The organism is Xenophilus azovorans DSM 13620 (assembly GCF_000745855.1).
Classification (GTDB): domain Bacteria; phylum Pseudomonadota; class Gammaproteobacteria; order Burkholderiales; family Burkholderiaceae_C; genus Xenophilus; species Xenophilus azovorans.
This window is the reverse complement of the sequence record NZ_JQKD01000063.1, coordinates 1-22,794: the sequence shown is the minus strand read 5'-3', so window position 1 is coordinate 22,794 and position 22,794 is coordinate 1. Positions and strand designations below refer to the sequence as shown.

At 65.5% G+C, this 22,794-nt stretch carries 21 protein-coding genes; 6 read left to right on the top strand and 15 right to left on the bottom strand.

The window, feature by feature from the left end; translation table 11 throughout:
• Positions 1-300 (top strand): transposase domain-containing protein (locus Q392_RS23435; RefSeq protein ID WP_038213296.1); only part of this gene is annotated, 300 nt, incomplete at its 5' end.
• A gap of 27 nt (positions 301-327) precedes the next feature.
• Here the strand turns inward: Q392_RS23435 and Q392_RS23430 are convergent.
• The 4 genes from Q392_RS23430 to Q392_RS23415 all read right to left on the bottom strand — a co-directional run bounded on the left by Q392_RS23430 (position 328) and on the right by Q392_RS23415 (position 5,910).
• On the bottom strand, positions 328-579 hold the full coding sequence (locus Q392_RS23430) for a helix-turn-helix domain-containing protein (RefSeq protein WP_051953891.1): 252 nt from the start codon (positions 577-579) through the stop codon (positions 328-330).
• Positions 580-631: 52 nt separating this feature from the next.
• Complete coding sequence (locus tag Q392_RS23425; RefSeq protein ID WP_245610788.1) at positions 632-1,981, bottom strand: tyrosine-type recombinase/integrase; 1,350 nt, start codon at positions 1,979-1,981, stop codon at positions 632-634.
• Between the two features lie 345 nt (positions 1,982-2,326).
• Positions 2,327-3,979, bottom strand: coding sequence for a UvrD-helicase domain-containing protein (locus tag Q392_RS23420; protein ID WP_038213272.1), 1,653 nt, complete (start codon positions 3,977-3,979; stop codon positions 2,327-2,329).
• Positions 3,976-5,910, bottom strand: a complete 1,935-nt coding sequence (locus Q392_RS23415) for an ATP-dependent nuclease (protein ID WP_038213269.1) — start codon at positions 5,908-5,910, stop codon at positions 3,976-3,978. Before Q392_RS23415 ends, Q392_RS23420 begins: the two co-directional genes overlap by 4 nt.
• A 237-nt stretch (positions 5,911-6,147) precedes the next feature.
• On the opposite strand from Q392_RS23415, the gene Q392_RS23410 reads away from it, so the two are divergent.
• From Q392_RS23410 to Q392_RS23390, 5 genes are all read left to right on the top strand, one after another.
• A complete protein-coding gene (locus Q392_RS23410) occupies positions 6,148-6,453 on the top strand; it encodes a helix-turn-helix domain-containing protein (RefSeq protein ID WP_038213267.1) in 306 nt (101 codons plus the stop codon).
• Between the two features lie 36 nt (positions 6,454-6,489).
• Positions 6,490-7,521 (top strand): AAA family ATPase, encoded by a 1,032-nt coding sequence (locus tag Q392_RS23405; protein WP_425425198.1) that lies wholly within the window; start codon positions 6,490-6,492, stop codon positions 7,519-7,521.
• Positions 7,499-9,982 carry a S8 family peptidase gene (locus Q392_RS23400; RefSeq protein ID WP_038213265.1) on the top strand — a complete coding sequence of 828 codons (2,484 nt, stop codon included), beginning with the start codon at positions 7,499-7,501 and terminating at the stop codon, positions 9,980-9,982. The genes Q392_RS23405 and Q392_RS23400 overlap by 23 nt, the downstream gene beginning before the upstream one ends.
• 55 nt (positions 9,983-10,037) lie before the next feature.
• The gene (locus Q392_RS23395; RefSeq protein ID WP_084217354.1) at positions 10,038-10,400 is read left to right on the top strand and encodes an ATP-binding cassette domain-containing protein; all 363 of its coding nucleotides are present in this window, start codon (positions 10,038-10,040) and stop codon (positions 10,398-10,400) included.
• A gap of 285 nt (positions 10,401-10,685) precedes the next feature.
• Positions 10,686-11,021 carry a hypothetical protein gene (locus Q392_RS23390; RefSeq protein WP_038213262.1) on the top strand — a complete coding sequence of 112 codons (336 nt, stop codon included), beginning with the start codon at positions 10,686-10,688 and terminating at the stop codon, positions 11,019-11,021.
• Positions 11,022-11,026: 5 nt separating this feature from the next.
• Here Q392_RS23390 and Q392_RS23385 read toward each other — a convergent pair whose 3' ends face one another.
• The 11 genes from Q392_RS23385 to Q392_RS23335 all read right to left on the bottom strand — a co-directional run bounded on the left by Q392_RS23385 (position 11,027) and on the right by Q392_RS23335 (position 22,786).
• Complete coding sequence (locus Q392_RS23385) at positions 11,027-13,798, bottom strand: conjugal transfer protein TraG N-terminal domain-containing protein (RefSeq protein ID WP_038213261.1); 2,772 nt, start codon at positions 13,796-13,798, stop codon at positions 11,027-11,029.
• A gap of 21 nt (positions 13,799-13,819) precedes the next feature.
• Positions 13,820-15,268: a conjugal transfer protein TraH gene (locus tag Q392_RS23380; protein ID WP_038213259.1), complete on the bottom strand. Its 1,449-nt coding sequence runs from the start codon at positions 15,266-15,268 to the stop codon at positions 13,820-13,822.
• Between the two features lie 13 nt (positions 15,269-15,281).
• Positions 15,282-16,085, bottom strand: coding sequence for a conjugal transfer protein TraF (gene traF / locus Q392_RS23375; RefSeq protein ID WP_245610786.1), 804 nt, complete (start codon positions 16,083-16,085; stop codon positions 15,282-15,284).
• Between the two features lie 79 nt (positions 16,086-16,164).
• Entirely contained in the window at positions 16,165-16,548 is a 384-nt protein-coding gene (locus Q392_RS23370) for a hypothetical protein (RefSeq protein WP_051953888.1), read from the bottom strand.
• Positions 16,539-18,947: a type-F conjugative transfer system mating-pair stabilization protein TraN gene (gene traN / locus Q392_RS23365; protein ID WP_038213252.1), complete on the bottom strand. Its 2,409-nt coding sequence runs from the start codon at positions 18,945-18,947 to the stop codon at positions 16,539-16,541. Before traN ends, Q392_RS23370 begins: the two co-directional genes overlap by 10 nt.
• A 9-nt stretch (positions 18,948-18,956) precedes the next feature.
• On the bottom strand, positions 18,957-19,679 hold the full coding sequence (gene trbC, locus Q392_RS23360; RefSeq protein ID WP_245610785.1) for a type-F conjugative transfer system pilin assembly protein TrbC: 723 nt from the start codon (positions 19,677-19,679) through the stop codon (positions 18,957-18,959).
• A gap of 28 nt (positions 19,680-19,707) precedes the next feature.
• Positions 19,708-20,730 (bottom strand): TraU family protein, encoded by a 1,023-nt coding sequence (locus Q392_RS23355; RefSeq protein ID WP_038213248.1) that lies wholly within the window; start codon positions 20,728-20,730, stop codon positions 19,708-19,710.
• Positions 20,727-21,377, bottom strand: a complete 651-nt coding sequence (traW, locus tag Q392_RS23350; RefSeq protein WP_084217352.1) for a type-F conjugative transfer system protein TraW — start codon at positions 21,375-21,377, stop codon at positions 20,727-20,729. The genes Q392_RS23355 and traW overlap by 4 nt, the downstream gene beginning before the upstream one ends.
• Complete coding sequence (locus Q392_RS23345; RefSeq protein ID WP_245610784.1) at positions 21,374-21,706, bottom strand: hypothetical protein; 333 nt, start codon at positions 21,704-21,706, stop codon at positions 21,374-21,376. Before Q392_RS23345 ends, traW begins: the two co-directional genes overlap by 4 nt.
• Positions 21,707-21,779: 73 nt before the next feature.
• Positions 21,780-22,424, bottom strand: a complete 645-nt coding sequence (traF, locus tag Q392_RS23340; RefSeq protein WP_084217351.1) for a conjugative transfer signal peptidase TraF — start codon at positions 22,422-22,424, stop codon at positions 21,780-21,782.
• Complete coding sequence (locus Q392_RS23335) at positions 22,421-22,786, bottom strand: hypothetical protein (RefSeq protein WP_038213242.1); 366 nt, start codon at positions 22,784-22,786, stop codon at positions 22,421-22,423. The genes traF (Q392_RS23340) and Q392_RS23335 overlap by 4 nt, the downstream gene beginning before the upstream one ends.
• Positions 22,787-22,794: the final 8 nt, after the last annotated feature.

Genomic DNA, 22,794 nt, shown 5'->3' with positions numbered 1-22,794 from the left:
TACAGCTTGAAGCGCTGGGGCGAGCTCACGCACTTCGTCGACGACGGCGACGTGCCGATCTCGAACAACTGGGTGGAGAACCACATCAGGCCCATCGCCCTCGGAAGGTCGAACTGGTTGTTCGCCGGCAGCCTGCGCGCGGGCAAGCGCGCAGCAGCGATCATGAGCCTGCTGCACTCGGCGCGCATCAACGGGCACGAGCCCTATGCGTACCTCAAGGACGTGCTGGAACGACTGCCGGCCCACCCGGCCAGCCGCATCGACGAACTGCTGCCGCACCGCTGGTCGCCTTCCGCTTGAGGGCTGTCACCGGCGACGCACTGGCGGTCAAGGTGACTTCGCCGGACGCATACCGAACAGGTGTTCCAACTCATCCACCAGTCCCAGTGACTGGACCACGCGAACCACCGTTTCCAGTGAGCACTGGCCGCTGCTTTCCAATTTGCGCAGCGCTCCCAGCGACAGGCCAGCCATCTGCGCCAATTCGCGCTGGGGGAGCCCTTGAGCCAATCGCTGCAAGCGCAGACGCTGGCCCACGGTCAGAAGGATCTCGTTGGCGGTCGCCAGGGCAAAGGTCATTTTTATGGTCTTCAACGCGTCTTCTGCCAGGTAAGTGCCACTACTTTGGTACTTATCCGGTGGTGGTGCCGCAGCCTTCGAAAGAGGAGGAGACTTTCTCCAGCAGTTGCGCCCAGCGATCCAACGCCACCTTGCGCTCCTCGAAGTAGTCGTACTGGTTGTAGACGCCCTCGACATCGCGGACCTTGTGGTTCAGCGCCCGCTCGGCGACGAAGCGGTCCACGCCCAGCGCGGCCATGTGGGTGCGGGCCGTGCGGCGCATGTCATGCACGGTGAAGTGCTCGATGTCGTCCAGCGGCAGGCGACGCAGCGCGACGTTGAGCGTGTCCGGGCTGATGTGGCCGAAGCGGTTCCGCCTCGGTACGCCGCCTTTCATGTGGATCAGCCGGCGCGCCGGGAACAGGTATTCGCTGTTGCACGAGAACACCTGGATTTCCTCCAGCCACCGCAGGACCGGCGCCGCGAGCGGGATGTCGATGGACTGGTTCATCTTCGTGCGCGACGGGTGCAGCGACCAGACGCCGCGCTCCAGGTCGAATTCGGTCCATCGGGCCGACAGCAACTCCATCTTGCGCACGCACAGGGCGAGCAGCAGCCACACGGCCAATTCGTTCTGGCGACCGAAGTTCGGTGTGTCCTGCATGGCCTTGGCGAACGCGGCGAGTTCATCGCGGTTCAGCCAGCGCTGTCTTGAGACCTCGAAGCCGCCTGCGTCGGAAATCTCGAAGCCGGAGGCCGGGTTGGTGTCGATCCACCGGCGCTTCACGGCGAAGTGGAACATGCGGAAGAGGTGGCGCAGCGCATCGTTGGCCACCGTCGGCGCGCCTGCATCGAGGATGCGGGTGAGTACCTTGTCTATGTGCAGCGGCCGCACCTCCGTCACGCCCAGCTTGCCGATCACCGGCTCGATGTGGCGGCGGATGACGCGCAGCACGACCTCGGGGTGCTTGTAGGTCTTTGCGATGTGACGGTCGTACCAAGCTTGCGCGAGGGCGGCCACGGTGGTCTGCTCTTGCGCCTTGAGCCGTTCCGCGCGTTTCTCTGCGGCGACGTCCACGCCCTGCTGGATGCGCGCCCGGTTCTGACGTGCCGCTTCGCGGGCGTCCTTGAGAGACAGGTCTGGGTAGCGGCCGAGCACCTTCTCTCGGGCAACGCCACCAAAGCGGTAGCGCAAGATCCAGGAAGCTTGGCCTTTCAGCGCACCGGCGGCGGTGGCAACAAAGTTGAGGCCACCGCCGATGCCACGGTGGACGGCTCCGGCGTTGAGCCAGGCTCGCAGCGTCTTGTCGGTGACGCGTTCAATCTCAGTCATAGCGCGATCTCCACAGCGATTCACGAAGAACCTGTGTGGTAAATGTTCGGGCGCTGCTCCCGAGATCGCGGAGGACTGGATTTCCCACACGATTTACCACACAGAAATCGTGCGCTACGCTGAAACCGCTTGCTACCTCATGACATCAATCGCCACGCTAACCAACTGATTTTCAAGGAGTTTTCGGGTGGCATGTGCCGTCCTGAAACCTCACTCTATGTTCTGCACCTGCGGATTGAGTTGGCGCATAAGCCATTGATTTTTCATAGACTTTCGGAGCCTGCCTCAAGCCCACCCCCACGCAGACCCCCACAAATTCTTGGGCTGCGGTGGGACGGGTTGGAACATCGCTGAACACCCACCTCTGTGCATGCGGCTAGCAGTTTACCAACCTCACTCTTGCGACGACGCGTATCCGAAGGGGCTCGTTGCGCGCTATAGCGTGGCTGCGTAGCCCAGAAACTCGATGTGCGGTTGTCGCACTTCGTCCCACCTTCGCATGAAGCCAGCAGGGCGCCTGCGCCGCCGTGCCGCAGTCAGCAACAAGCGGCGCTTCGCCCGGGAGACGCCCACAAAGAAGGCTGCACGCTCATCGTCCTGATTGCCCCAGAAGGTCTGCGCCTCAACCCCGAGCAGCACCACCGAATCAAACTCCAGGCCCTTGCTCTTGTGGATGGTCATGATGCGCACCGCGTTGTCTTCTGCAAAGCGGCCCAGCACTTGCGCGAGATCCGGGTGAAGGTCCAGCATCTCGACCAGGCGCGCGCCGGTCTGCGCGATGACCTCGTCGAGCCTTGCACCTTGCTGATAGTCCGCCGACAGGGCAACGAGCGCATCGCGGCCCAAGCGATCAAGGAAGCACGTGGTCACACGCTCAAGGTCGGCGGCAGCGGGCGGTCCGGGCAGGTCTCGAAGTTCCTGGCGCGTGTCGTCCACGAAGCGGCGCCAGCGCATCTGCTGCGCTCTGTCCCGCTCGTCGTCTCCACCGGTGACCTCCAGCACCTCGGTGAGCCGGGCGTAAGCCTCCGGATTGCCGTCAGTGGCCGTGACGCGAAGGAAGTCGACGATCAAACAGGTGGCGGGTTCCGCCGAGAGGTCCTGTAGCGCCTGTTCGTTTCGGAAGGGTATCCCTTGCTGAGCCAATTCCGCCTCAAGTCGCACGGCATACAGCTCGGGTTGGCGCGACACCAGCACGGCGATCTGGGAGGCAGGTACACCCTCATCCATCCACCGGCGGATGGTTGAAGCAAGCTGATGGGCTTCAGTGTCATCGTCGGCGAAATGGGCGATCTCGATCTCGCCACCGGCGCCCGTCAATTCGGCATCCGACACAGCAGCAGCCGGGTCCATAACGCGGACCATTGCGTTGTGCATGCGGCGCAGTCGGGGCAACGAGCGAAAGTTCTGATACAGGTTCAGAGGCCGGGCCCTGAACTCGGCGGCGAAGGTCTTGAACACTCCTTCGAGCGCGCCGGCCCAGCCCATGATGCGCTGCTTGGTGTCGCCTACCGCCGTCAGCACCGCATTGGTGCCACGGAAGGCCGCGCGGATCAACTCGTACTGAGCGTCCGTGCAATCCTGGAACTCGTCGAGGAACACATGGCTGTAGGTCTGCTGCACAGCGTGCCGCGCAACGTCGCTGGATTGCAGGATCTGCACGGCCAGCGGCACCATATCCTCGAACTCGATCTGCCGGTGCTGCATCCGCGGGCGGCCGATGGTGTAGTCGGCATCCAGCGCGTCTCGGCCGGTGAGGACGGGGCGGAAACGGTCGATGAGCCGCTTGGCGAAAGCGTGGAAGGTGTGGCTGTCCAGGCGCGTGGCGAGCACGGGGCCACATCGGCGGCGCACGCGTTCCTTCAGATTGCGGGCGGCATCGACCTTGAAGGAGATCGCCAGGATGCGCTGCGGATAGCGACAGGCGCCGGTGCGCAGCAGGAAATCCGCTCGCTGCGCCAGCAGTTCCGTCTTGCCGGCACCGGGGCCCGCCGTGATGGCCAGGCTGCGCTGCGTTTCCCGCGCCGCCAGGAGCGCATTCGGTTCGAGCTGGATGCCATCGGCGGGCCGCCATCGCCCGGCGCGGATCATTCTGGCAGTCCCTTAAGCTTGTCGGTGACCTGTTTGATGAGCCGATCAAGGACCGCGGGCGCCTCTACTTCCAGTTCAAAGTCACTCAGAGCTGCCAGTGCGTCGAGGTGGGCCGCCGGCTTGCTGCCCAGCTTGAACCGCCGGTGGTAGGCATCGAAGTACGTCTGTTCCTCGGCACTGTATTGCGCGGCATCGCCGTGGCTCTTGCCCAGCACCGCAGCGATGGTCGTGGCGTCGGACGCCGTGAGTTCCGCTTTCTCGATGCCGTATGCCTTGGGGAACTCGCGGATCATTAGGAAATCGAGGTCCAGCGGGGACGAGAAGAACACGCCCGCGGACTCTAGAAACGTGATCCATCCAGGGCCGTGCTCCGAACTGAGAAGTGCGTTTGCGTCGTTCCACTTGGGCAGGCCGGCCAGATGTGCTGCGCCGAGGTTGCTTTCGATGGTCGGGAACTTGAGCAACTGCTCGAGGGCGTACTTGATCCTTCCCCATCCGCCCTGATGCCGAGCCAAGTCCAGATCGAGGAGCGTGACCTGCGGGATGCCCAGTCCGTGCAGCAGACGCCAGAAGTGGTTGACGTGTCGCCCCCCCAGTGGGACCACGGAAATGGACGTTTCATCGGCCGCCAGACCATGGGCCTGCAGCAGTCGAGGCAAGACGATCTCCTCGCTGTCGCCCTCGCCGAGGATGACCAGTCGTGAGAAGTACAACTCGGGGAAAGCTTGCACGGCCTCGCGCACGAACTTGTGGGCTTCATCCGTTGCCGCGGGCATGAGGATCTTGCTCACCACCGTGTGTCGTTCGGCGTCCAGGCGCAGATAGCGGATGCTCGCCGGGTCGACACGCCTCAGCAGGGACGGCGCGTGCGTGGCGACGACGGCCTGGCTGTCGTGTTCCTCGGAGAACGTGGCCAGGGCCTTGATGACTCGGCCCAGATAGTGCGGCGAGAGACTGTTCTCGGGTTCCTCCATGGCAATCAGAGTGAACACCGCGGGGCGCAGCTTGTCGATGTCGAAAGCGGGCAGCTTGTTGGCAAGGACCTCGCGCCCGATGGTCTGGATGGACAGCACCAACGAGAGGTAGAGCAGGGACTGCTGCCCGTCGCTCAGCCGCGAGAAGTCCACCAGCGGTTCGGCATGACCAGGGGTGAAGCTGACCGTGAGGTGCCGAAGGAGGTTGTCGATCTCGCTGCGTTCGAAGGACAGACTCGGGTTAGCGTAGTAGGCCCCCTTGTGCAAAGTGCCCCAATGGGCGGTCAGCTTCGTGCCGACGCCCTGGATGGCCGCATTGCCCGCCAGGGCCTTGCCGATCGCCCCGGTCAGCTGAGTGACGGCCTCGCGCTCTGCCTGCCAGTCCGCAGCACGCAGGGTCCGTCCCAACAGCGAGTTCGCGGCATACGAGACATGATCGGAAGGGTCGCGCCGGGCCGGAAGGTAGTGGACCTGGATCGCGTTGCGATCGTGCTTGGAGACGACGGCGGTCTTGGTTGGTTCATCTTCGGCGTTCGCCTGGAGGACATAGACCATCGACTCTTCAATGTCGCCGTCTTCATCCATCTGCGCGGTCAAGCGGAATCGCACCCGCGGCACGCCATCCGCCGATTCGAGGCGCATGTGCGCGAAGTGGCCGGGGACTGCGACATGTTTGCCCTTGGGCTTCTTCAACTCGGCAAACTCGAACTGCGCTTCGATCCACAGCGTCGCGGCTGCATGCCCACCGGCCGGTGCCGCCGCTGCGACATGAAAGTCGGTCTTGCGAATGCGGCGCAGACCGGGGTCGATGCCGAAGAGTCGGACCAATGCCTGCAAGACAGCCGTCTTCCCGGTCCCATTGGGCCCAAGCAGGAAGGTCATCGCCGCCATGTCGATTAGCGTGGCCTCCGGGCCGAAGGACTGGAAGTTGCTGAGATGGATCTGAGTGAGTTTCATGGTCCCGTCGTTCTTGTTTCGCCGCGCTTGGCAACTGTGATCAGTGCGTACCCGTGGGCGTGCCGCCACCTCGGCGGCCAGCCTCGGTGACCATCGAGTGCGTTGACGCATCGTGGATCTCTCTGCAAGCAGCGACGAGCGGGCCGAGCCAGATCAATTTTACTGTGGGTAAAATCGCGGACTACGAAGGAGCAAGCCGGTGCGTGCAGCAGAAGGGGCCCAGTGCCCTAGATCGAGATGAACGTTGGACGAGCGATCCGCTGGTTCCGCCAGCGCGAAGGCATTTCGCAGGGCGACGTGGCGCAGCGCGCCGAATGCTCTGTGTCTTACCTGTCGCTGCTTGAGAACAACAAGCGCGATCCGACGCTGTCGACGGTCACGAAGATCGCCAACGCGCTGCATGTGCCAGTGGGGACCTTGTTCCTCGTGGCGGCCGATCCTTCGGAGTTGGGGAGCATCGACGAGAGGCTGCTGGATGAACTGCGGCGCGCTGCCGTGTCGTCGATACCGACGGGGGATAGGCAGGAGGTCGCGCATGGCTGAATCGCAGCGGCGGTCGGACGGAAAAAGAAGGAGTCCATGATGGCAAGCGCTGACCAGCTCAAGGCGCTGGTGAAGTCGCACATCAATCGCGATGATGGCCAGTTCTACTCGGTCGCGATGCAGGTGGCGGCGCACGAGGCAAAAGTCGGCCATGGAAAGCTGGCCGAAGAACTGCGCGACATGATCGACGCCGCCAAGGCGCGCGGGTTGACGTCGGAGACGGGCAAACTGGTGCCCCTCGCGAAGCCGCGCGGCGAGCTGGCGAATCTGCTGCATGTGAGCTACCCGAAGAGCCGACTGGCCGACATGGTGTTGGATCCAGGCGTGGTCGAGCAGATTCAGCGAGTGCTCAAGGAACAGCGCCTGAACACGCGTATCCGCGAGCACGGGCTGTCGCCGCGGCGCAAGCTGTTGTTGGTGGGACCGCCTGGGACCGGCAAGACGATGACTGCGTCGGTGCTCGCCGGCGAGCTGGGCGTACCACTGTTCCTGGTTCGCCTGGACGCGTTGATCACCAAATTCATGGGAGAAACGGCCGCCAAGCTGCGTCAGGTGTTCGATGCCGTCAACGACGTGCGGGGTGTTTACTTCTTCGACGAATTCGATGCCATTGGCTCCCAGCGGGGGCTTGCTCACGATGTCGGCGAGATTCGTCGGGTGCTGAACAGCTTCCTGCAGATGATTGAGCACGATCAGTCCCACAGCCTGATCGTTGCCGCAACCAACCATCCGGAGATCCTCGACTACGCGCTGTTCCGCCGCTTCGATGATGTCCTCGAATACCACCTGCCCACCGCACAGCAAGCGGGGGAGCTGATTCGCAGCCGGTTGGCACGCTTCGCGCCCAAGCCACTCGCCTTGAAGGCGCTCGCAGCGAAGGCCAAGGACCTAAGCTATGCCGAGATTCGGCGGGCCGTGGACGAGGCGATCAAGGAGGCGGTCATGCACGAGGGGGAGCGTGTATCGGCGCAGGTGCTGGCACGGGCGCTGGAGGAGCGGCGCCGGTTGAGCGAACGACTCGAACAAAACAACAAGCCATCCAGCGATGCCGCAAGAGCAGGCCGATAAACGTCCCCACCTCGTACTCCACAACACGTCCGAGGCCGTGCCGTTTACGGCGCGCAGCCCTGGAGGTGGTCCAACGTTGCTGCCGGAGAGAGAGCGGCAGGCCCATGGGCAGGCGCTGCGGGGACAATTGCAGGCGTTGAAACCCCTGGCCGCTGAGGCTGCTCAGGCTCAGCACGACCGAGGCCTAGAGAGTGGCGTCGGCCTGCAGATCGAGTTCGAGGGGCAACCCGATGTCGAACTGGCGTTCCAAAGCCTAGGCAACGAGAGGAAGCACATCGAGTTGCTTAGCGTGCGCAAGGCAGGCGATGTCACGTACGCGAATGTGTTTGTCCCGGACGGCAAACTTTCGCATTTCGAGACCTACGTCGCCGACTACCTGGCGGACCGAAAAGGTGAGTCCGGGCGCTCGCTCGACCACAAGGCGCTGATCCACACCATCGCGTCGATTCGTCGCGCGGAGTTGCGCGCTCTGTGGACTGATGACCCCGCGCTGTTGCCGGCCGATGCCGCCACCCCGTTCTGGTGGGAGGTTTGGCTTCCCGTGCGGGAGGACCGTCAGAAAGTGGTTGAGGACTTCCGCAAGCTGGCGCAGTTCGCGGGATGCGAGGTCAGTACGCACCAGGCGAACTTCCCAGAACGGACGGTCGTGATGATGTACGGATCGGAGGCCCAGTTCAGCCAGTCGGTCATGCTGCTGAACTGTGTGGCCGAGCTCCGCAAGGCGAAGGACACGGCCGAGTTCTTTGACGGCATGGGCGTGGAAGAGCAGGGGGCTTGGATGGACGATATGTTGGCCCACGCTCAGTGGCCAGCAGCGGAGGTCCCGTACGTCTGCCTACTCGACTCCGGGGTCAACCGTGGTCATCCGATGTTGGCGCCTCTCTTGGATGGCCTCGACCAGCACACGGTGAGCCCCGCCTGGGGCATCGACGACACGGCCAATCATGGCACCGGGTTGGCAGGCTTGGCGGCCTATGGGGAACTGACGGCAGCGGTTGGCCAAGCGGCTCCGGTGATGCCTACGCACCGTCTGGAGTCGGTCAAGCTCGTCTCTGACGAAGGCGCCAACGTCGGCGATGCCAAGCACCATGCCTACCTGTTTGCCGAGGCGGTCAGCCGGCCCGAGATCACGCAGCCCGACCGGCAGAGGGTCTTTGCGACTGCCGTTACGGCCTCGGACTACCGCGATCGCGGCCGACCATCGTCATGGTCCGCCATGCTGGACCGCCTTGCGGCCGACGTCGATGGAGGCGGTGAAACGCCTCGCCTCTTCGTTCTGGCTTCCGGGAACACGCGTGACCACGCTGCATGGATGACGTATCCCGACAGTCTGTCTACGAACCTGGTGCATGACCCGGGTCAGGCCTGGAACGCGCTGACGGTCGGCGCCTGCACGCACAAGGTCGACACCGAGATCCCTGAACTGGCGGCTATCGCCGCCGAAGGTGGACTCAGCCCCTACACAACAACTTCCCGCACTTGGGATAGCGTGTGGCCCCTAAAGCCTGACGTGGTTTTCGAGGGCGGCAACGTGGGGAGGGATGCGCTGGGCGCCGCGGGCGTGCCCGCGCTCAACTTGTTGACGACGCACAACCTGCCCGACGAGCGCCTGTTCACCACCACCAATGCCACCAGCGCTGCATCGGCACTGTGTGCCCGGATGGCTGCGCAGATCATGGCTGAATATCCTCAGCTTCGACCTGAGACCGTTCGCGCCCTGATCGTGCATGCAGCCGAATGGACGCCGGCCATGCGGCAGATGTTCCTGCCGGCGGTGGGCCAGCCCGGCAAACAGGACTATGTGCATCTGATTCGGCACTGCGGTTGGGGCGTTCCGGATCTGGGTCTGGCGCTGTGGAGCGCCGGCAACTCCCTGTCGCTCGTAATCGAGGATGCCGTCCATCCTTACGCCAAAGAGCAAGGGCGTGGCGTCGTGAGCCGCGACATGCACCTGCACGCGCTTCCGTGGCCCAAGGAGGAACTTGAGGCATTGCAGAACACCAAGGTGCAGATGCGGGTGACGCTGTCGTACTTCATCGAGCCAAATCCTTCCGCGCGTGGCTCAGGCTCGAAGTTTCACTACCCGTCCCATCGCCTGAGGTTTGACATCAAGCGGCCTCTGGACGCCTCGGTGGAGGACTTCGTGGCGCGCATCAACGCGGCGGCGCAGCAGGAAGACGATGGCGCCCCAGCCAACCCGCGTGATCCAGGCTGGTATCTCGGTGACCGGCAGCGTCACCGGGGCTCGGTCCATCAAGACGTGTGGGAAGGTACTGCCGCGGATCTGGCTAGCAGAGGATTCATTGCCGTCTATCCTTCGGCGGGGTGGTGGCGCACGCGTCCTGCTCTCGAGCGCTACGCCTTGCCTGCCCGCTACAGCCTGATCGTGTCGCTGCGAACCGAGCAGGTGGATGTCGATCTGTACAACGTGATCGCCAACAAGATCGCAGTGGTCACCTGAAGGTACACGGGCTCGGAAAGGTAGGAGCCGCTCGACTCTTGCGGCCCAAGTTCCCATTCTGTCGGAGCGGGCCGAGCAGTTGGCGGGGCTGCTGTCTGGCGGTCAGCAGCAAATGCTCGCCATTGGACGTGCATTGATGGCCAAGGCGCGCTACCTGCTTCTGGACGAACCCTCGATGGGGCTGGCACCGCTGGTCGTGGCCGACATCTACCAGAAGTTGGCGAGGCTTCGCAAGGAACTGAATCTGACGATGCTGCTGGTCGATCAGAATGCCAAGGCCGCTTTGACATTGGCAGACCGCGCCTATGTGCTGGTCAATGGGCAGATCACGCGCAGTGGTATCGCGCGCGAGTTCCTGGAAGACGCGGCCATTCAGGAGGCCTTTCTCGGCCGGAAGCGTGCTCCCATCTGTTCATGAGTCCGCATCACCTGTGCGCGCCCGTCGGTCAGGATTCTCAGCAGGTGGACAGCGCCGCTGCCCGTCGGGCGTGCTGATCGTCGCGTAGGAGAGGGATGACGGGCAATTCGCGGATCAGGCGAGCACGTCGATGACCTGGCCATCGCGAGGCTTCGGCGCACTTCGCTTGCCGTCGGCGGTTCAGGTTCCTCAGCATCAAAATGACGTCGTCAGCTATGGGCTCTTCTGAGTACATCACCTTGACGTCGACTTTTGAAGCGTTAACGTACTGGAGTCGGAGGCGCCATGAGAAAAGCCATCTTCCTCTTCTTCCTGCTGCTGGGCGTCGGCGCCGGGTTCCTGCTGGCGCGTAGTGAAGACTGGGGCGTAAGGATCGTCATGATGGCCGTGGGAGCGTTGTTCGGTGGTGCAATCGGGGGCGGGCTCTCCCAGATTGGGAAGCAGCAGCCGCGGCGACGTCGCCTTTTGACGGAAGAGGAAGTTGAGCCGATCCCTGGGGGTGGAGGCTCTGGCCGTGATCTCGCGGTGAACTACTGGCGCGACGAGGGGCATCTACCGTTCACGAAGCCGCCGAGGCCCGAGCATGGAACCCGCATGCTTGACGCGGACAAGAACGTATAGCCGATCTACTTCTTCAAGGCGTCCTTCACAGCTTGCTTCGCGTCATCCACGAGTGGCGCTGCGTCTTCTTTGACCTGCTTGCCCGCCTGCAGCATGAGCGAGCGTTCGGACGCCAACGTCCCATCCGAGGTCTTCGTGATTCGGGCCTTTCGGTCGAATGCCCCGTGATCCGCGGATGTGGCCGCACGGATGCGCTCGCCTTCCTCGCGAATCGTGCTTCGCATCGACGACGTTTCCCCTGCAGTCGGCATCGACTGTAGAGCGCCACCGAATCGGTGTACGTCACCCTGATTCGAATGGTGGCGTCCTGTGAGATCAGGCGACAACTCAGCATCACCAGAGTTGCGCAGATGCAGGGCCTGAAGGTCGCCGAAGGTTGTGGGCACTGCGACTCCGTCCGAGAACACCCGTTGGGGGCGCAAGGACTGTCGGGCCAGTTCAGCCTCCATCAGCACGCGCGCGGAGGCGCTGCTGCCACCATACTGTTCAGCGTAGCGAGTAAACATGGCGAGGTTGTGCGGATCCTGGGCGATGTCGATCGAGATGGTCTCTCCTCGTTCGTAGGCGGTCGAGACTCTTTCCGAGAATGCGCTTCGTTCCGAGAGACTAGCGTCGGCTCGTTCCGAGCGTGCGGTGGTCGACGCCAACCGGGCTGCGAGGTCCTGCGCTTCGCGTGCGTCGCTTGCGATGACGCTCATGAAGCTTCTATCTCTGGAGGCCCGATCGCCGAACTGCTTGAACTCGGCGAGTTGCTCGCTGGTCATCGATGCAAGCGCCTTCTGTTCGGCAGCAGATAGGTTCGAGCTGTAGTTCTTGTCGGCAATAGCGTTTCCCTGAAGCCCTGCAAGCGGTGTGTTGATACCCAAGTGTCCCGAGGCCCCTATGGCGATGCGCGCAACCTGCGCCTGAGTCAATCCCGTGGTGTCGGCAACGCTCTTGCTGATCTGATCGAGCCTGCTGAGTGTCTCGCCGAACTGCTCGAAGCTGCTCGACGTCGAGCCGGTGCTGCTGCGTGATGAACGAAGCTTGGCAACGCCTTTGGTGAAGGCCTCGGCCAGCACCGCCGAGCGCTCGTTGCTCGCTGCGACCGATTCGCTGCGCGCTGCATCGACCTGGCGGCTGGCATCCTGCACATCCTGCTCGGACACCCGCATCGAAACCACCCGCGACGCGAAGCCCTGGTTGCGCAGCAGGCTCACGGCTGTAGTCGCGTTCAGCGCGTTCGAGGAGAACGTGTTGCCCGTGAGGTCGTGCTGCCAGTTCGACATGAAGGCCGAGGTGCGGTTCGGCGCCAGCTGCATCTGGTCCATAGACACATTACCCAGCGACGTGTTGCCCACCGTCGAAGCTGCGGTCGAGCCGAAAATCATTGTCTGCAGCCCTGACAGTCCGCCGACCAGGGCCGTTCCGAAGTTCTCCATCCTCTTCAATGCGGCCCAGGCCACGAAGGGGATGCTGATCGCCAGGTAGCCCACGATGGCCTCTCCCGACAGCGCGCGCGAGTAGATCACCGAGGACGTCTGCAACGCCAGTGCCTTGGCGCCGGTGCCGAGGTCCGCCGCAGCCGCGAGGTCGTAGGCCGCGTAGATGGAGGCCATGTAGTTCAAGATCGCATAGAGCGGCGGCCACAGCTGAATCCAGATCAGGATGGCGGCATAGCCCTTGAACGCCATCATGGTCTCCCGGCCGCTGGTCAGTAGGAGTAGCAGCACGAACAGCGGGAACATGGCATAGGTCACTGCCTCGATGACGTTGCGGAAGACCGGCAGGGCCTGCTCGGCCACCTTGCCGTAGTTCAACCAGGACGCGTTCATCTGGGCCACCGACTGGGCGCGCCCGACGGCCAGCACCATCGCCGCGGGGTCGTTGACCTTCTGTCCCACGATCTTGCCGGTGTCCTCTAGCGCGTTGAGCACCGCGTTCTGCCGGATCAGGTCGGCCGCCGTTGCAGAGGCGTTGGCGATACCGTTCTTCAGGTACGCCTGCTGGATCTGCCCCGCGATCGCTGCTGCGGCCGCGGTGCCTGGCAGCGTCGGATTGAGCTGAAACGCCAGCCGCCCCTGGATGCGCTGGATCTGCGCCGGGAGCCTGCCGTTCAGGCTCAGGTAGACATTCGTACAGGTGTCCACGCCCACGGTGCCACCCGTGCCGGTGAGCGTACTGAAGCGCGCCGGATTGGGCGAAGCCATCAGCGGCCAGACGTCATCGGAGGTGGAGAAGGTCGCCGGATCGAGCGAGCCATCGATCAGGTCATAGGTCGTGCAGTTGTGGATGAAGTTGACCAGGTCCGTTCGGAAGGCTGGATCCTGGAAGACCACATTGCCGGTCTCGCGGATCAGCCGGTTGCCGAACATCAGGCCGTTCTGCTCATAGCTCAACTCTGCTGGTAGCGCGCCCATGCCCGGGATCACCTGGAAGGCCGTCTCGAAGAGGCCTGTCAATGTGTGGCCGATTGTGCTCGTGAGGCTGCCTAGCACAGCGACCCCAAAGGGTACGTTGTCCACCACGCGCACGGCCGAGCCGCCCGTCCTGTCGACGACGCCGATCGTGACCCGCGGCACGATCAAGACGCCGAAGACCAGGACCACCGACGCGAGCCACTTCCACCCCTGCAGCTTCTCCGGCGCAAACGCATAGGCGATCAGGGCAGCCACGAAGCCGCAGAAGGCAACTGCCGCGACCGCCGAGGCATAGTCGCCTGAGGCATGGATGGCCGCGGCCGCGTTGAAGACGCCAAAGAGGCTGTCAGCGTTCTGGTACGCGTAGATTTCCCACACAGCGGCCCCCGGGCTTCGCCTTTAGCGGGCCATGTAGGCCGCCTGCTGACCCAGCATGTCCATCACATGCTGAGGCATGCTGGAGCGCAGCTGGCGTTCGAGCTGTTCCAGGTGGCTCGCGACCGCGCGGAACGAGCCGACCTTCTGGTACAGGAGGTTCTTTTCCTGGCTGAGCTGTAGCAAGATGGCCTGAGCTCGTTGCCGAATTTGGTTCGCCTGGTCGCGCTGGGTCTGCTGCAGGGTGTAGTCCTTGGCCAGCGCCGCCATGCCGAGCCGCAGATTGCGCTCGAGAAAGACGTAGGCATAGTCCGCGGCAATGACGTCGCGGTACTGGCCGATCAGGCTGTCGGCCAGCCCCGACCCTGGGATGCTGGTGCCGACGGAGAGCATCTTGTAGACCGGCTCCGTGGTCTGGTTTACGAAGCCGACTTCGGCCGAGTTGTTTGGGATCGGCGTGCGCGTGGCAATGCGATCCGCGATGGAGCGCATCATGGTCTCGACGCGCGCGGTGAACGGCGTGTGGTTGTACGCGGTGTTGAGCGACACCACGTCGCAGTTCGTGAAATCGTTGCAGCGGAGCAGGTGCTGGATCACGTTGGTGCCCGGGCCCGCCGCTTGGCCGTACAGCAGCTGGCTGATCGACGTCAGCGTGGGTGCGACCGGCTCCGGGTCGCGGCCCGACTCCTCAGGGTAGTAGATGATGGTGCCGACCATGCTCATGATCAGCTCGCGCTCGGAGTCGGTCAGGAAGGCGCCCGTGTACTGCAGCGCCTTCCACGTGAGATTGCCGACGAATGGCGCCTTGTTGCGCACGTTGGCATCGCCCGAAGACCGGGCCGACGAAAGGATGCTGGGGCGGTCCGTGGAGCAGCGCCGGCGCGCGGAGTCGCGGTCGCTCTCCATCCCCATCTCCATGGCCAGATCGGCGCAGCTCTCTTGCGAGCTGTAGCCCGCCGCCTCGGCGGCCGTGCTCACGATCGCCTTTGCTGTCTCGCACGAATTGATGCGGGCATTGTTGATCCAGGTCTCCAGGCCCTTGGCCCATTTGGTCAGCCCGCCCAACAGCGGCGAGACCGCTTCGAGCGCCAGCTGGAACGCGATCCCGGGCAGCGCCGCCGTGATGTTCCTCAGCATGTTCTTGAACTCTTCGGCCGAGATATGGCTGAAGCTGCCGCCGAAGACATCGATGCCGCCGCAGCCCGCCCGCGCACTGGGGAACTGCACGGCCGCCAACTGGTAGACCTTGTTGGGAGAGCGCATCATCAGGCTCCCACCGGTGTACGTGTTATAGGTCTGCCCCCGGAACGCCCCTGGCGCCGTGTAGTTCCCGATGGCACCCAGGTTGTTGAACATGTCGTTGACCTCGCTGTTGAGATCGGCGCGGCTGGGCATCGAGGTGCACAGCAGCGTGAGCGCCGCGGCGGTGGCAATCGCCTTGCGGGCGTGGAAGGCGCGGGAGGGGCTGGGCATGGGGGACCACCTGTCAGTTGGGCAAGGTCAGGCGCTGCGTAGCTCCCGGCAGCATCGCTTGGCCCTCGGGAGACGAGACGATGGAGATGCGCTCCAGCAACTGCGACTCCGACAGCACACCGGCGCCGATCGGGGTGATCTTTCCGGTGGAAGGCTGGGCGAGGAACACGGCCGGCACCTGCGTCACGCGCAGCGTGGTGGCGATGCCGTTGTCGGTGCGGGCGTTCGGGAAGCCCGGCATCGGCCCGCCGTCCACGCTCACGGCCACCACCTGGATGCCATGGCGGCCCTGGAAGGCCTCCAGCGTCGGCGCGAAGGCGTGGCAGTAGGGGCAGTCCGATCGGTAGAAGAAGAACAGTACGTGGTCCCTACCCAGCGCGGCCACCGATGCAGAGCGATCGGTGCGCTGCTGCCGCTCGAAGACCTCCAGCGCCTGGGCATTGACCGGCCGGCCCTGCAGAGTCGGGTCGAGGTCCGGTGTGGCCCAGGCCACGCGCTGGGCCACATCGGCGAAGTACGAGGCCCGGTTGACCACCTGGGCCTCCAGCTCCATGTACCGCCGCACATTGGCCTCTGTCGGTCGCATCACGGCGATGTTGCGGAAGTCCTCCAGGGTCTTCTGCAGCCGCTCGAACTCCACGAGTTCGGGCGCCCGCACAGGGGCCGGGAGGGCAGGGCGGGGCCGGGGCGGGGGCGCCTGCTGCTCGACCTGCTCGGTCTCGAGCGGCGGGTCCTCGTAGAAATGCCAGCCGCGCCAGCGGTCCGACCAGTACGGGCGCGGCACATCGTCGCGCGGCGCGCCCGGGCCCTGCGCCAAGGGCGCTCCTGGCGCCATGACTCCGAACAGGCCCAACACGGCAACCAGGCGGACGATAGGCGGCCTCTTCACGGACGCCTCACAACAGGGATCGCGGCGGCAAGCCGTCGAGGCAGTAGTTGATCCCGAACTCGATCGTCTGCTTGCGGGGAGCCTTGGCTTCTGGCAGGCGAACCCCCTCCTGCCAGAACGAGACCTTCAGCCGGCTGCAGCCGGGTTGCCGGTAGCGCCTCTCCGTGGTGACGTCGATGTAGATCGGGGAGGTGGCCTCGAAGCGCTGCGTGATGGCGTCGGCGATCTCGCCCGTGAGCACGCCGTGCGCCGTGCCGTCCGCCGATTGCAGCGCCGAGAGCATGACGGGGCGTGCGTCGGGCACCGGCGTACGCACAGGCTCATCGGCCCACGCGGCGCCTGCCAACAACGCCAGACTCCACGCGGAAATGACAGGGAACTTCATTGGCATCTCCCTTCGCCGTAGTAGCAGTTGGTGGCCCGGCCGACGTTGCCGGCGCGGATGGCTTCCACGTTGGGCAGGCTCGGCACGATGGACGCATAGAACTCGGTGAGGTCCATGCGGGCGAAGTCGAGCGTCTGCAGCTGGGCGATCGTGAAGCCGGAGCAGTCGGGCATCTCGGCCGTGCCCCACCACTTGCCGATCTGCAGTCGGCCCTGCTCGTTGACGACCCGCGCCAGGACCGAGTTGAAGCAGCACTTGTTGGTGGTGTGCGTGATGCAGGAGACGCAGTGCCCCAGCACGCGGATGCAGGAGGAGCAGTAGGTGCCGACCGAGTGGCACAGCCTCGCGCCTTCTTTCATCGCCAGCTTGCCTTCCTCCTCGTCGCACGAGAGCGCGGCCATGACGATGTAGATGACGATCGCGATCACCAGGCTCCAGGGGTCGAAGGCAACCACCACGCTCTCGCCCGAGTAAAGCACCGCAGAGCCCGCGGGAAGCGCCGTGCCGTTCACCGCCACCGTGACGCCGTAGCTGGTGAAGCTACCGCTGAACCCACCGCCCATCAGCAGCGCCTGCATGCCCTGGTAGAGGAACTCGCGGTTGCCGGAGTTCATCAGCGCATCGAACACCAGGCGCGAACCGACGCCGAACATGCTCTGGTTGCTCATGCCCCTGCCGGCCGGGTCGCTGCGGCAGCAGTTCGTCAGCAGCCGATCCCGGCAGCGATTCGCCTCGCCCTTGAAGACCTGCAGGTTGTCGGTGTCGAGGTAGACGCCTGACTCGCGCGCCGCCTCCAGGAAGGACATCGAGCGCGCGAAATCGGCATCGTTGGTGTAGGTCGTGTTGAAGCAGCTGCCAGCGATGCAGAACACGTCGGTGGGGCAGTTGCGTGCCGTGACCGTCGAGCCCGCGGCCACCGGGCAGCTGTAGGTGTTCTCCGTGACCTCGCAGGCGCCGGTGGCGGGGTTGGCCTGGCGGCAGGCGGTACCGGTGGGCGTGCAGCTGGACGCGGCCAAGGCAGCGCATTCGTCCGTCGGCGCACCGAACTGGCAGGACAGCGAGGTTTCGTAGCGCCAGCAGGCCCGGGTGACCGCGGCGCCGTCGATCTGCTTGGTGGCTGGGCCATCGACGCAACGCGCCGCGCCCGTGACGGCGCAGCGGCCATTGTCCGCAAGCGCGGGGCATTGGTCGTCCCACTGGTCGGACTCGGTCACCGTGGTGTGCGGGCGCTCGAAGGCGAGCGTCATCTGCGGGATCGGCCCGTAGAGCGGGTTCAGGCGGAAGCCGACGATTGGCCGGCTCGAATGCACGGTCCAGTAATAGCCCGAGAGGGTGCCGGTGAGGTCGAAGCCGTACAGGTCCGTGGGACGCTGGGAGGGGGCGTAGCAGGTGGCCTGGTTCAGGTAGACCGTCTGGGTGTCGCCGGCGTCGCCGCCGCCGCCTGTCGTGTAGGCGATCTGGTCGCCGCTCTGCGTGCCCGTGGGGCAGGCGGCGTAGACCTCGAGGAAGGGGCGTTCGAGGGTGCAGTTCGCATCTCCGGAGTCGCCACCCCCGCCCGTGCAGATCTGCCGGTACTCCTGCGCGATGAAGCCGGTCAGCCGGCAGTCGTCGCCGTTGCAGCGGTTGTTGGCAACCCAGAATCCATTGCGCCCGCCCCACCAGTCGCCGCCCGGAAGGGGCGCGACCAGTTGCGGAAATACGAGCGCCGTCGTCATGTCGACGTCGAAGAACCCCACCGGCACGCCGGCGGTGGTCACCCGCATCCGTTGCTGCGCGGCGGGCTGGTCGGGCTGGCACTGCACGGCCAGCGTGACACTGCCCGAGGCCGCCTGGGCGAACCATTCTCCCGGGGAGCAACTGCTCGTGCGCGAGATCGACACGGACAGCGTGCGTGCGCAGGACTGGGCCGTCGCACCGCTGTACTGGCGGCAGACGCGGGTCTCGGTGGCGGGTGTGGTCACGGTGTCGACCTGGCAGCCGCTGTAGAAGCTGGCGATGTCTTCGAGCGCGGTGGACGGGTTGGCCGCGACACGCCGCGCGCCGAGCACGGCCGGGTCATGGGGCGAGACCGGCTCGCGCGGGGTGTTGGCCGACGCACGGGCGCCAAGCAGGGCCTGGCACACCGGATCGTTGGGCGTGAGCGCGCAGGCGGCAAGACGGGCGCTGGTCTGGCCCGAGAGATTGGGCTGCCCGTAGTAGCCGCGCTCGGGCGGTGTCGTGGTATAGCCGGGGACGACGGACGAGGCGCTGGGCGTCGTGATATTGCCGCGGATCACCGGATTGGCCGCTTGGCCGGCGGCCGTGCCCTCGGCGTGCGGCCCGATCTGGGCACCGACGTGCGTCGTCACGAAGCAGGCCAGCGTGAGCCAGACAATGGCGCGCTTCAGAACAAACGCGATGGCCACGTCTGTCTCCTACCTTCCGAGCCGTGCAAGGAAGCCGGCCGCCTCGCTGCGGAAGGTCGGCGCGGTCCGCTGCATGTGCTCCAGCGCATAGTCCAGGCTGACATCCCCCGCAGTGCGCAGGAAGCCCTCCGGCGGCGCACACGTGCCGGCGGCGCAGGACTCGGGACGCGTGCCATCGCGCACCAGCACGAAGCTTGGCACGCGCGTGATTGCGAAGCGGTCGAAGGCCTGCGGGTCGATCTGCACAGCGACCTGCTGCTCACCGATTAGCGGCTGAACCTGGGCGACGGTGTCGCGCAGCGAGCCATTGGCCAGGCCGCGCAGGATCACCGAGGCGCGCGCGCGTGCCGCTTGGTCGATCAGGCGCTGCAGCGCGGGTCGAGGCATCGACAGGCTGACGAAGATGAACAGCCCCGGGCCTCTGCCGAGGCGCTGCGCGGCTTCCATCGCATCCGCCTGCGAGGCGTAGCCGCGCGCCAGGGCCTCGAGGTCGATGGGCGTGCGCGTCGCGGGCTGGGGCAGAGCGTCGATGCGGGGACTCGCCGGCGCCTGCGATGCCGGCGCGGCGGGCATGCTGTGCTTTTGCCGCGCGGCCTCGATGTCCTGGTCGCTGACCGTGGGTTGCCCGCGGCGCGCACGCTCGATGTCCGCGTCGGTGACGACAGGTCCCGTCGCGCCCGCCGCGTCCGCGGAACCGGCCGTGTGAATACCTGCCGCGATCAGCGCGAGCACCAGCGCGCGCCGCAGGAAGAGGGGGAGGTCAGTAGCCGACACAGCAGTTCCTCTTGCGAAACAAGATGAAGGCGAAGTCCTCGCCGCGGACCGGGTACTCCTTGCCGGCGCCCCACGTGACGGTCTGGCGGCCGAAGGGCTGGCAGCACTTGCCGCTTTCCTTCGACGTGTTGGGGATGGGATGGGTGAGTTGGGTCTTGTAGGCGGCCTTGTCCATGACCGGCAGGAAGTACGGCCCGCACAGGCCCGGTGTACCGTGCCAGCCCCACGCGATCAGCTCGCGGTGCATCTTGGCGGTCAGGCGCTGGGCCATCAGCGCCGCGGTGCGCACGCCGCCCATGTGGTAGGGCACATGGCCGTCCATGGGATAGAGGCCGCCCTGGCAGCCCGCGCACCAGAACATCTCGCGGATGCCGAAACCCAGCGACGCGGCCACGCAGTCGGCGGCGCAGGCGGCGATCGCGACGGGGTTGGCGAACAATACGGCGTCGGGATTGATGATCAGCGTCAGTTCGTCGTCGGCCCACAGCGGGTCGACCTCGGTCAGGTACGCCAAATCGAAACTTCCCCGCTCCAGGCACGGGAAGTCCGTCACGGCTTCCAGGTAGTACAGAACCGGGTTCACATAGAAGTGGGCCTGGTAGAAGCTGCCGCCGTCGCCATCGGCCTCGGGCCGCGTGAAGCGCGCCGCCTCGGGCGCCGGGATGCCTGGGTCCAGGTCGATGCCACCCAACGAGGTCAAGCAGAAGGGCTTGCGCACCGCCTCGACATGGCGCGCGGGCTCCCAGAAACCGATGGACAGGCCGACCACCGGGTTGACCCCGCAGGTGCACAGCGGACTGGACGGGTTGTCGATGTCCTCCTGGCCGCCGAAATTGCCGATGCGCGCGCCGCCAATGCTGATGGGCAGGATGCAGGACCAGCAGATGTCGGTGATGGGGTTCGGGAACTTGCCGGTGCAGGTGGTGGCGCTGGCAGCCAAGGCACCCAGGGCCAGCACCATGCCCGCGAGCCAGCGTAGGAGGCGTGGGAGCACGGTGCGCGGCTTCATCGCGGCACCTCCATCTCGTCGATGCGCAGCCGCCGGCCGTCCTGCGAGACCAGGGCCGGCACCTGTGTGATGCCCAGGCGCCGCGTCAGGAGTCCCTGCTGGTCGTAGTAGACCGGCATGCGCCAGGACTTCATGAGGTCGAGGTAGGACCCTCCGGTTAGGATCGGCTTGACCCTGCCCTGGTAGTGCGCCATCAGCTCGCGAGCGCGTAGCACCTGGCGGGCGTCGCGCGCATCGAAGAACAGCAGGTGGCGCGACAGCGAGACCACGTCGAGCGGGTTGGCCTGGGTCCCGGCCGCGAACAGCAGTTCGCCCTGGGCGCCCAGGATATTGCGGTCCAGCGTGTACGTCGGGTCGTAGAAGAAGGTCCGGGCCGCCTGCGTCGTGCGCACGTTCGCGAGCGCCGGTGGATGGCGCACGGTGTCCGTGCCGCGCTGGCGCGCCTCCTGCTCGATCCGCGCGAGCTCGCCGCTGCGCTCCTTCGCGCGCAGGCGCTGCTCGATCATCTGCAGCAGATGCGGCTCGGTGATCTCGTACGTGGGACCGAGCGTTCCGAGATCGGTCGCCAGGGCGTCCGCGCTGGCCAGCGCTGCCAGTAAGACCAGCGAGGCCGGGGCAGCGGGGAAGGTGCAGAGCGCCAGCTTCATCGGACACCTCCCTGCGGACAGGGCAACTGCGCGATCCAGCGGTCGCGCGCCGTAGTGTCCTTGGAGTGGGCCGCCCGGATCAGTCCCATCAGGACGGGATTGCCTTCGCCCTGGGCGACTGCGAGTCGTAGTTCGTCCGTGGACAGCGTGCGTCGGCAGCGCAACTGCATGGCCGCCAGGTAGGTGCGTGCACCGACCTCCGCCGCGGGCGCGATCTGCTGCAACAGGCCGAGGTAGTCCGCCAGGGGCATGCTGTCGCTGGCGGGTGCCGCGCCTGCGCTGGACGGCGGGCCGGGCAACGGGCCGAAGGCCGGGCTGGTCTGGGCCATTGCACAAATCGCTGAGAGCAGAGGACTCAGCACGAGCGCGCGATGGGAACGGGTCCATGACATGTCCTGCTCCTCAGAAGATCGGCACCACGACACCCAGCACCTGCTCGTCCCGCACCAGGCCGCTCTCGTGGTAGCGCGAGTCGAAGCTGTCCGGGCTGGTGCCTTGCACGTAGTAGTGACCCGGTGGGATGACCATTGGCGCGATCGGTGCCAGCGGATGGCGGTCGCGCGCATGGGTCTTGGCGACGCCCACGGGGTCCCCGTTGACCAGCACGACCCGGTCCTGTACCGAGACAACGTCGCCCGGCAGCCCGCGCACCCGCTTGAAGAACGGCTGCCCACGCAGGCCGCGGTAGTGCATCTGGGCCTCGCCGGCGAACGCGAACACGATGAGGTCGCCCCGCTGGAGCGGGGGGTGCCCGTACTGCATGACAGCCACGTGGTAGGGCAGGCTGGGCGTCCAGTTGAAGAGCACCGGCATGCGGGGCATCGGGTCGATGAAGAGCCGCGCATACGCGAAGCCCCAGATCGCAAACACCGGCAGGTAGAGGAACCAGCGGCGCCGCATGTGGCGCAGCAGCTCCCGCAAGTCGCGGTGACATCTGCGCCACCATCCTGCCCTGACCGACGCGCTGCCACCTGCCACGGGATGGGCGGCGAGGGAGCCAGCGGAGGATGCGGCGCTCGGTGGCGGTGTGGTTTGTCGGTTGTTCATGGCAGGTCCACCTTTCGGCGCAGCGCTGGCGTCAGGTCCACGGCGGTCGGACCGCCGGCGACCGCGGCCTTCAGAACTACCAGGCAACCGCACTCCCGGGGCAACTCGTCGAGCGCGGCCGGCAGCCGCTGCGAGAAGCTGCGGGCCATGGCGAGCGCCTGCTGGCGCTCGTCTTCGCTGCCGGTCTGCGTCAGCAGCTGGGTGAACTGGCTCTCCTTGGCGCGGTAGACCTCCTGCAGGTCGACCACGCCGATGACCAGCGAGGGCCGAAGGACCCAGCGGTCGTAGGCTGCCAGGGCAGCGGCGACCGTCAGGACCGACACCGACACGGCCACCAGCACATTCACCATTGCGGCTTTCATAACGCATG

Bases quoted from the DNA above. Each gene is read 5' to 3' on its own strand.
- Q392_RS23405 (WP_425425198.1), top strand. From the start codon at position 6,490: ATGATGGCAAGCGCTGACCAGCTCAAGGCGCTGGTGAAGTCGCACATC.
- Q392_RS23370 (WP_051953888.1), bottom strand. From the start codon at position 16,548: ATGCCAATGAAGTTCCCTGTCATTTCCGCGTGGAGTCTGGCGTTGTTG.
- traW (WP_084217352.1), bottom strand. From the start codon at position 21,377: ATGAAGCTGGCGCTCTGCACCTTCCCCGCTGCCCCGGCCTCGCTGGTC.
- Q392_RS23400 (WP_038213265.1), top strand. From the start codon at position 7,499: ATGCCGCAAGAGCAGGCCGATAAACGTCCCCACCTCGTACTCCACAAC.
- Q392_RS23410 (WP_038213267.1), top strand. From the start codon at position 6,148: ATGAACGTTGGACGAGCGATCCGCTGGTTCCGCCAGCGCGAAGGCATT.
- Q392_RS23345 (WP_245610784.1), bottom strand. From the start codon at position 21,706: ATGGCCCAGACCAGCCCGGCCTTCGGCCCGTTGCCCGGCCCGCCGTCC.
- Q392_RS23415 (WP_038213269.1), bottom strand. From the start codon at position 5,910: ATGAAACTCACTCAGATCCATCTCAGCAACTTCCAGTCCTTCGGCCCG.
- Q392_RS23335 (WP_038213242.1), bottom strand. From the start codon at position 22,786: ATGAAAGCCGCAATGGTGAATGTGCTGGTGGCCGTGTCGGTGTCGGTC.
- Q392_RS23430 (WP_051953891.1), bottom strand. From the start codon at position 579: ATGACCTTTGCCCTGGCGACCGCCAACGAGATCCTTCTGACCGTGGGC.
- Q392_RS23420 (WP_038213272.1), bottom strand. From the start codon at position 3,979: ATGATCCGCGCCGGGCGATGGCGGCCCGCCGATGGCATCCAGCTCGAA.
- Q392_RS23390 (WP_038213262.1), top strand. From the start codon at position 10,686: ATGAGAAAAGCCATCTTCCTCTTCTTCCTGCTGCTGGGCGTCGGCGCC.
- Q392_RS23355 (WP_038213248.1), bottom strand. From the start codon at position 20,730: ATGAAGCCGCGCACCGTGCTCCCACGCCTCCTACGCTGGCTCGCGGGC.
- traF (WP_084217351.1), bottom strand. From the start codon at position 22,424: ATGAACAACCGACAAACCACACCGCCACCGAGCGCCGCATCCTCCGCT.
- Q392_RS23380 (WP_038213259.1), bottom strand. From the start codon at position 15,268: ATGCCCAGCCCCTCCCGCGCCTTCCACGCCCGCAAGGCGATTGCCACC.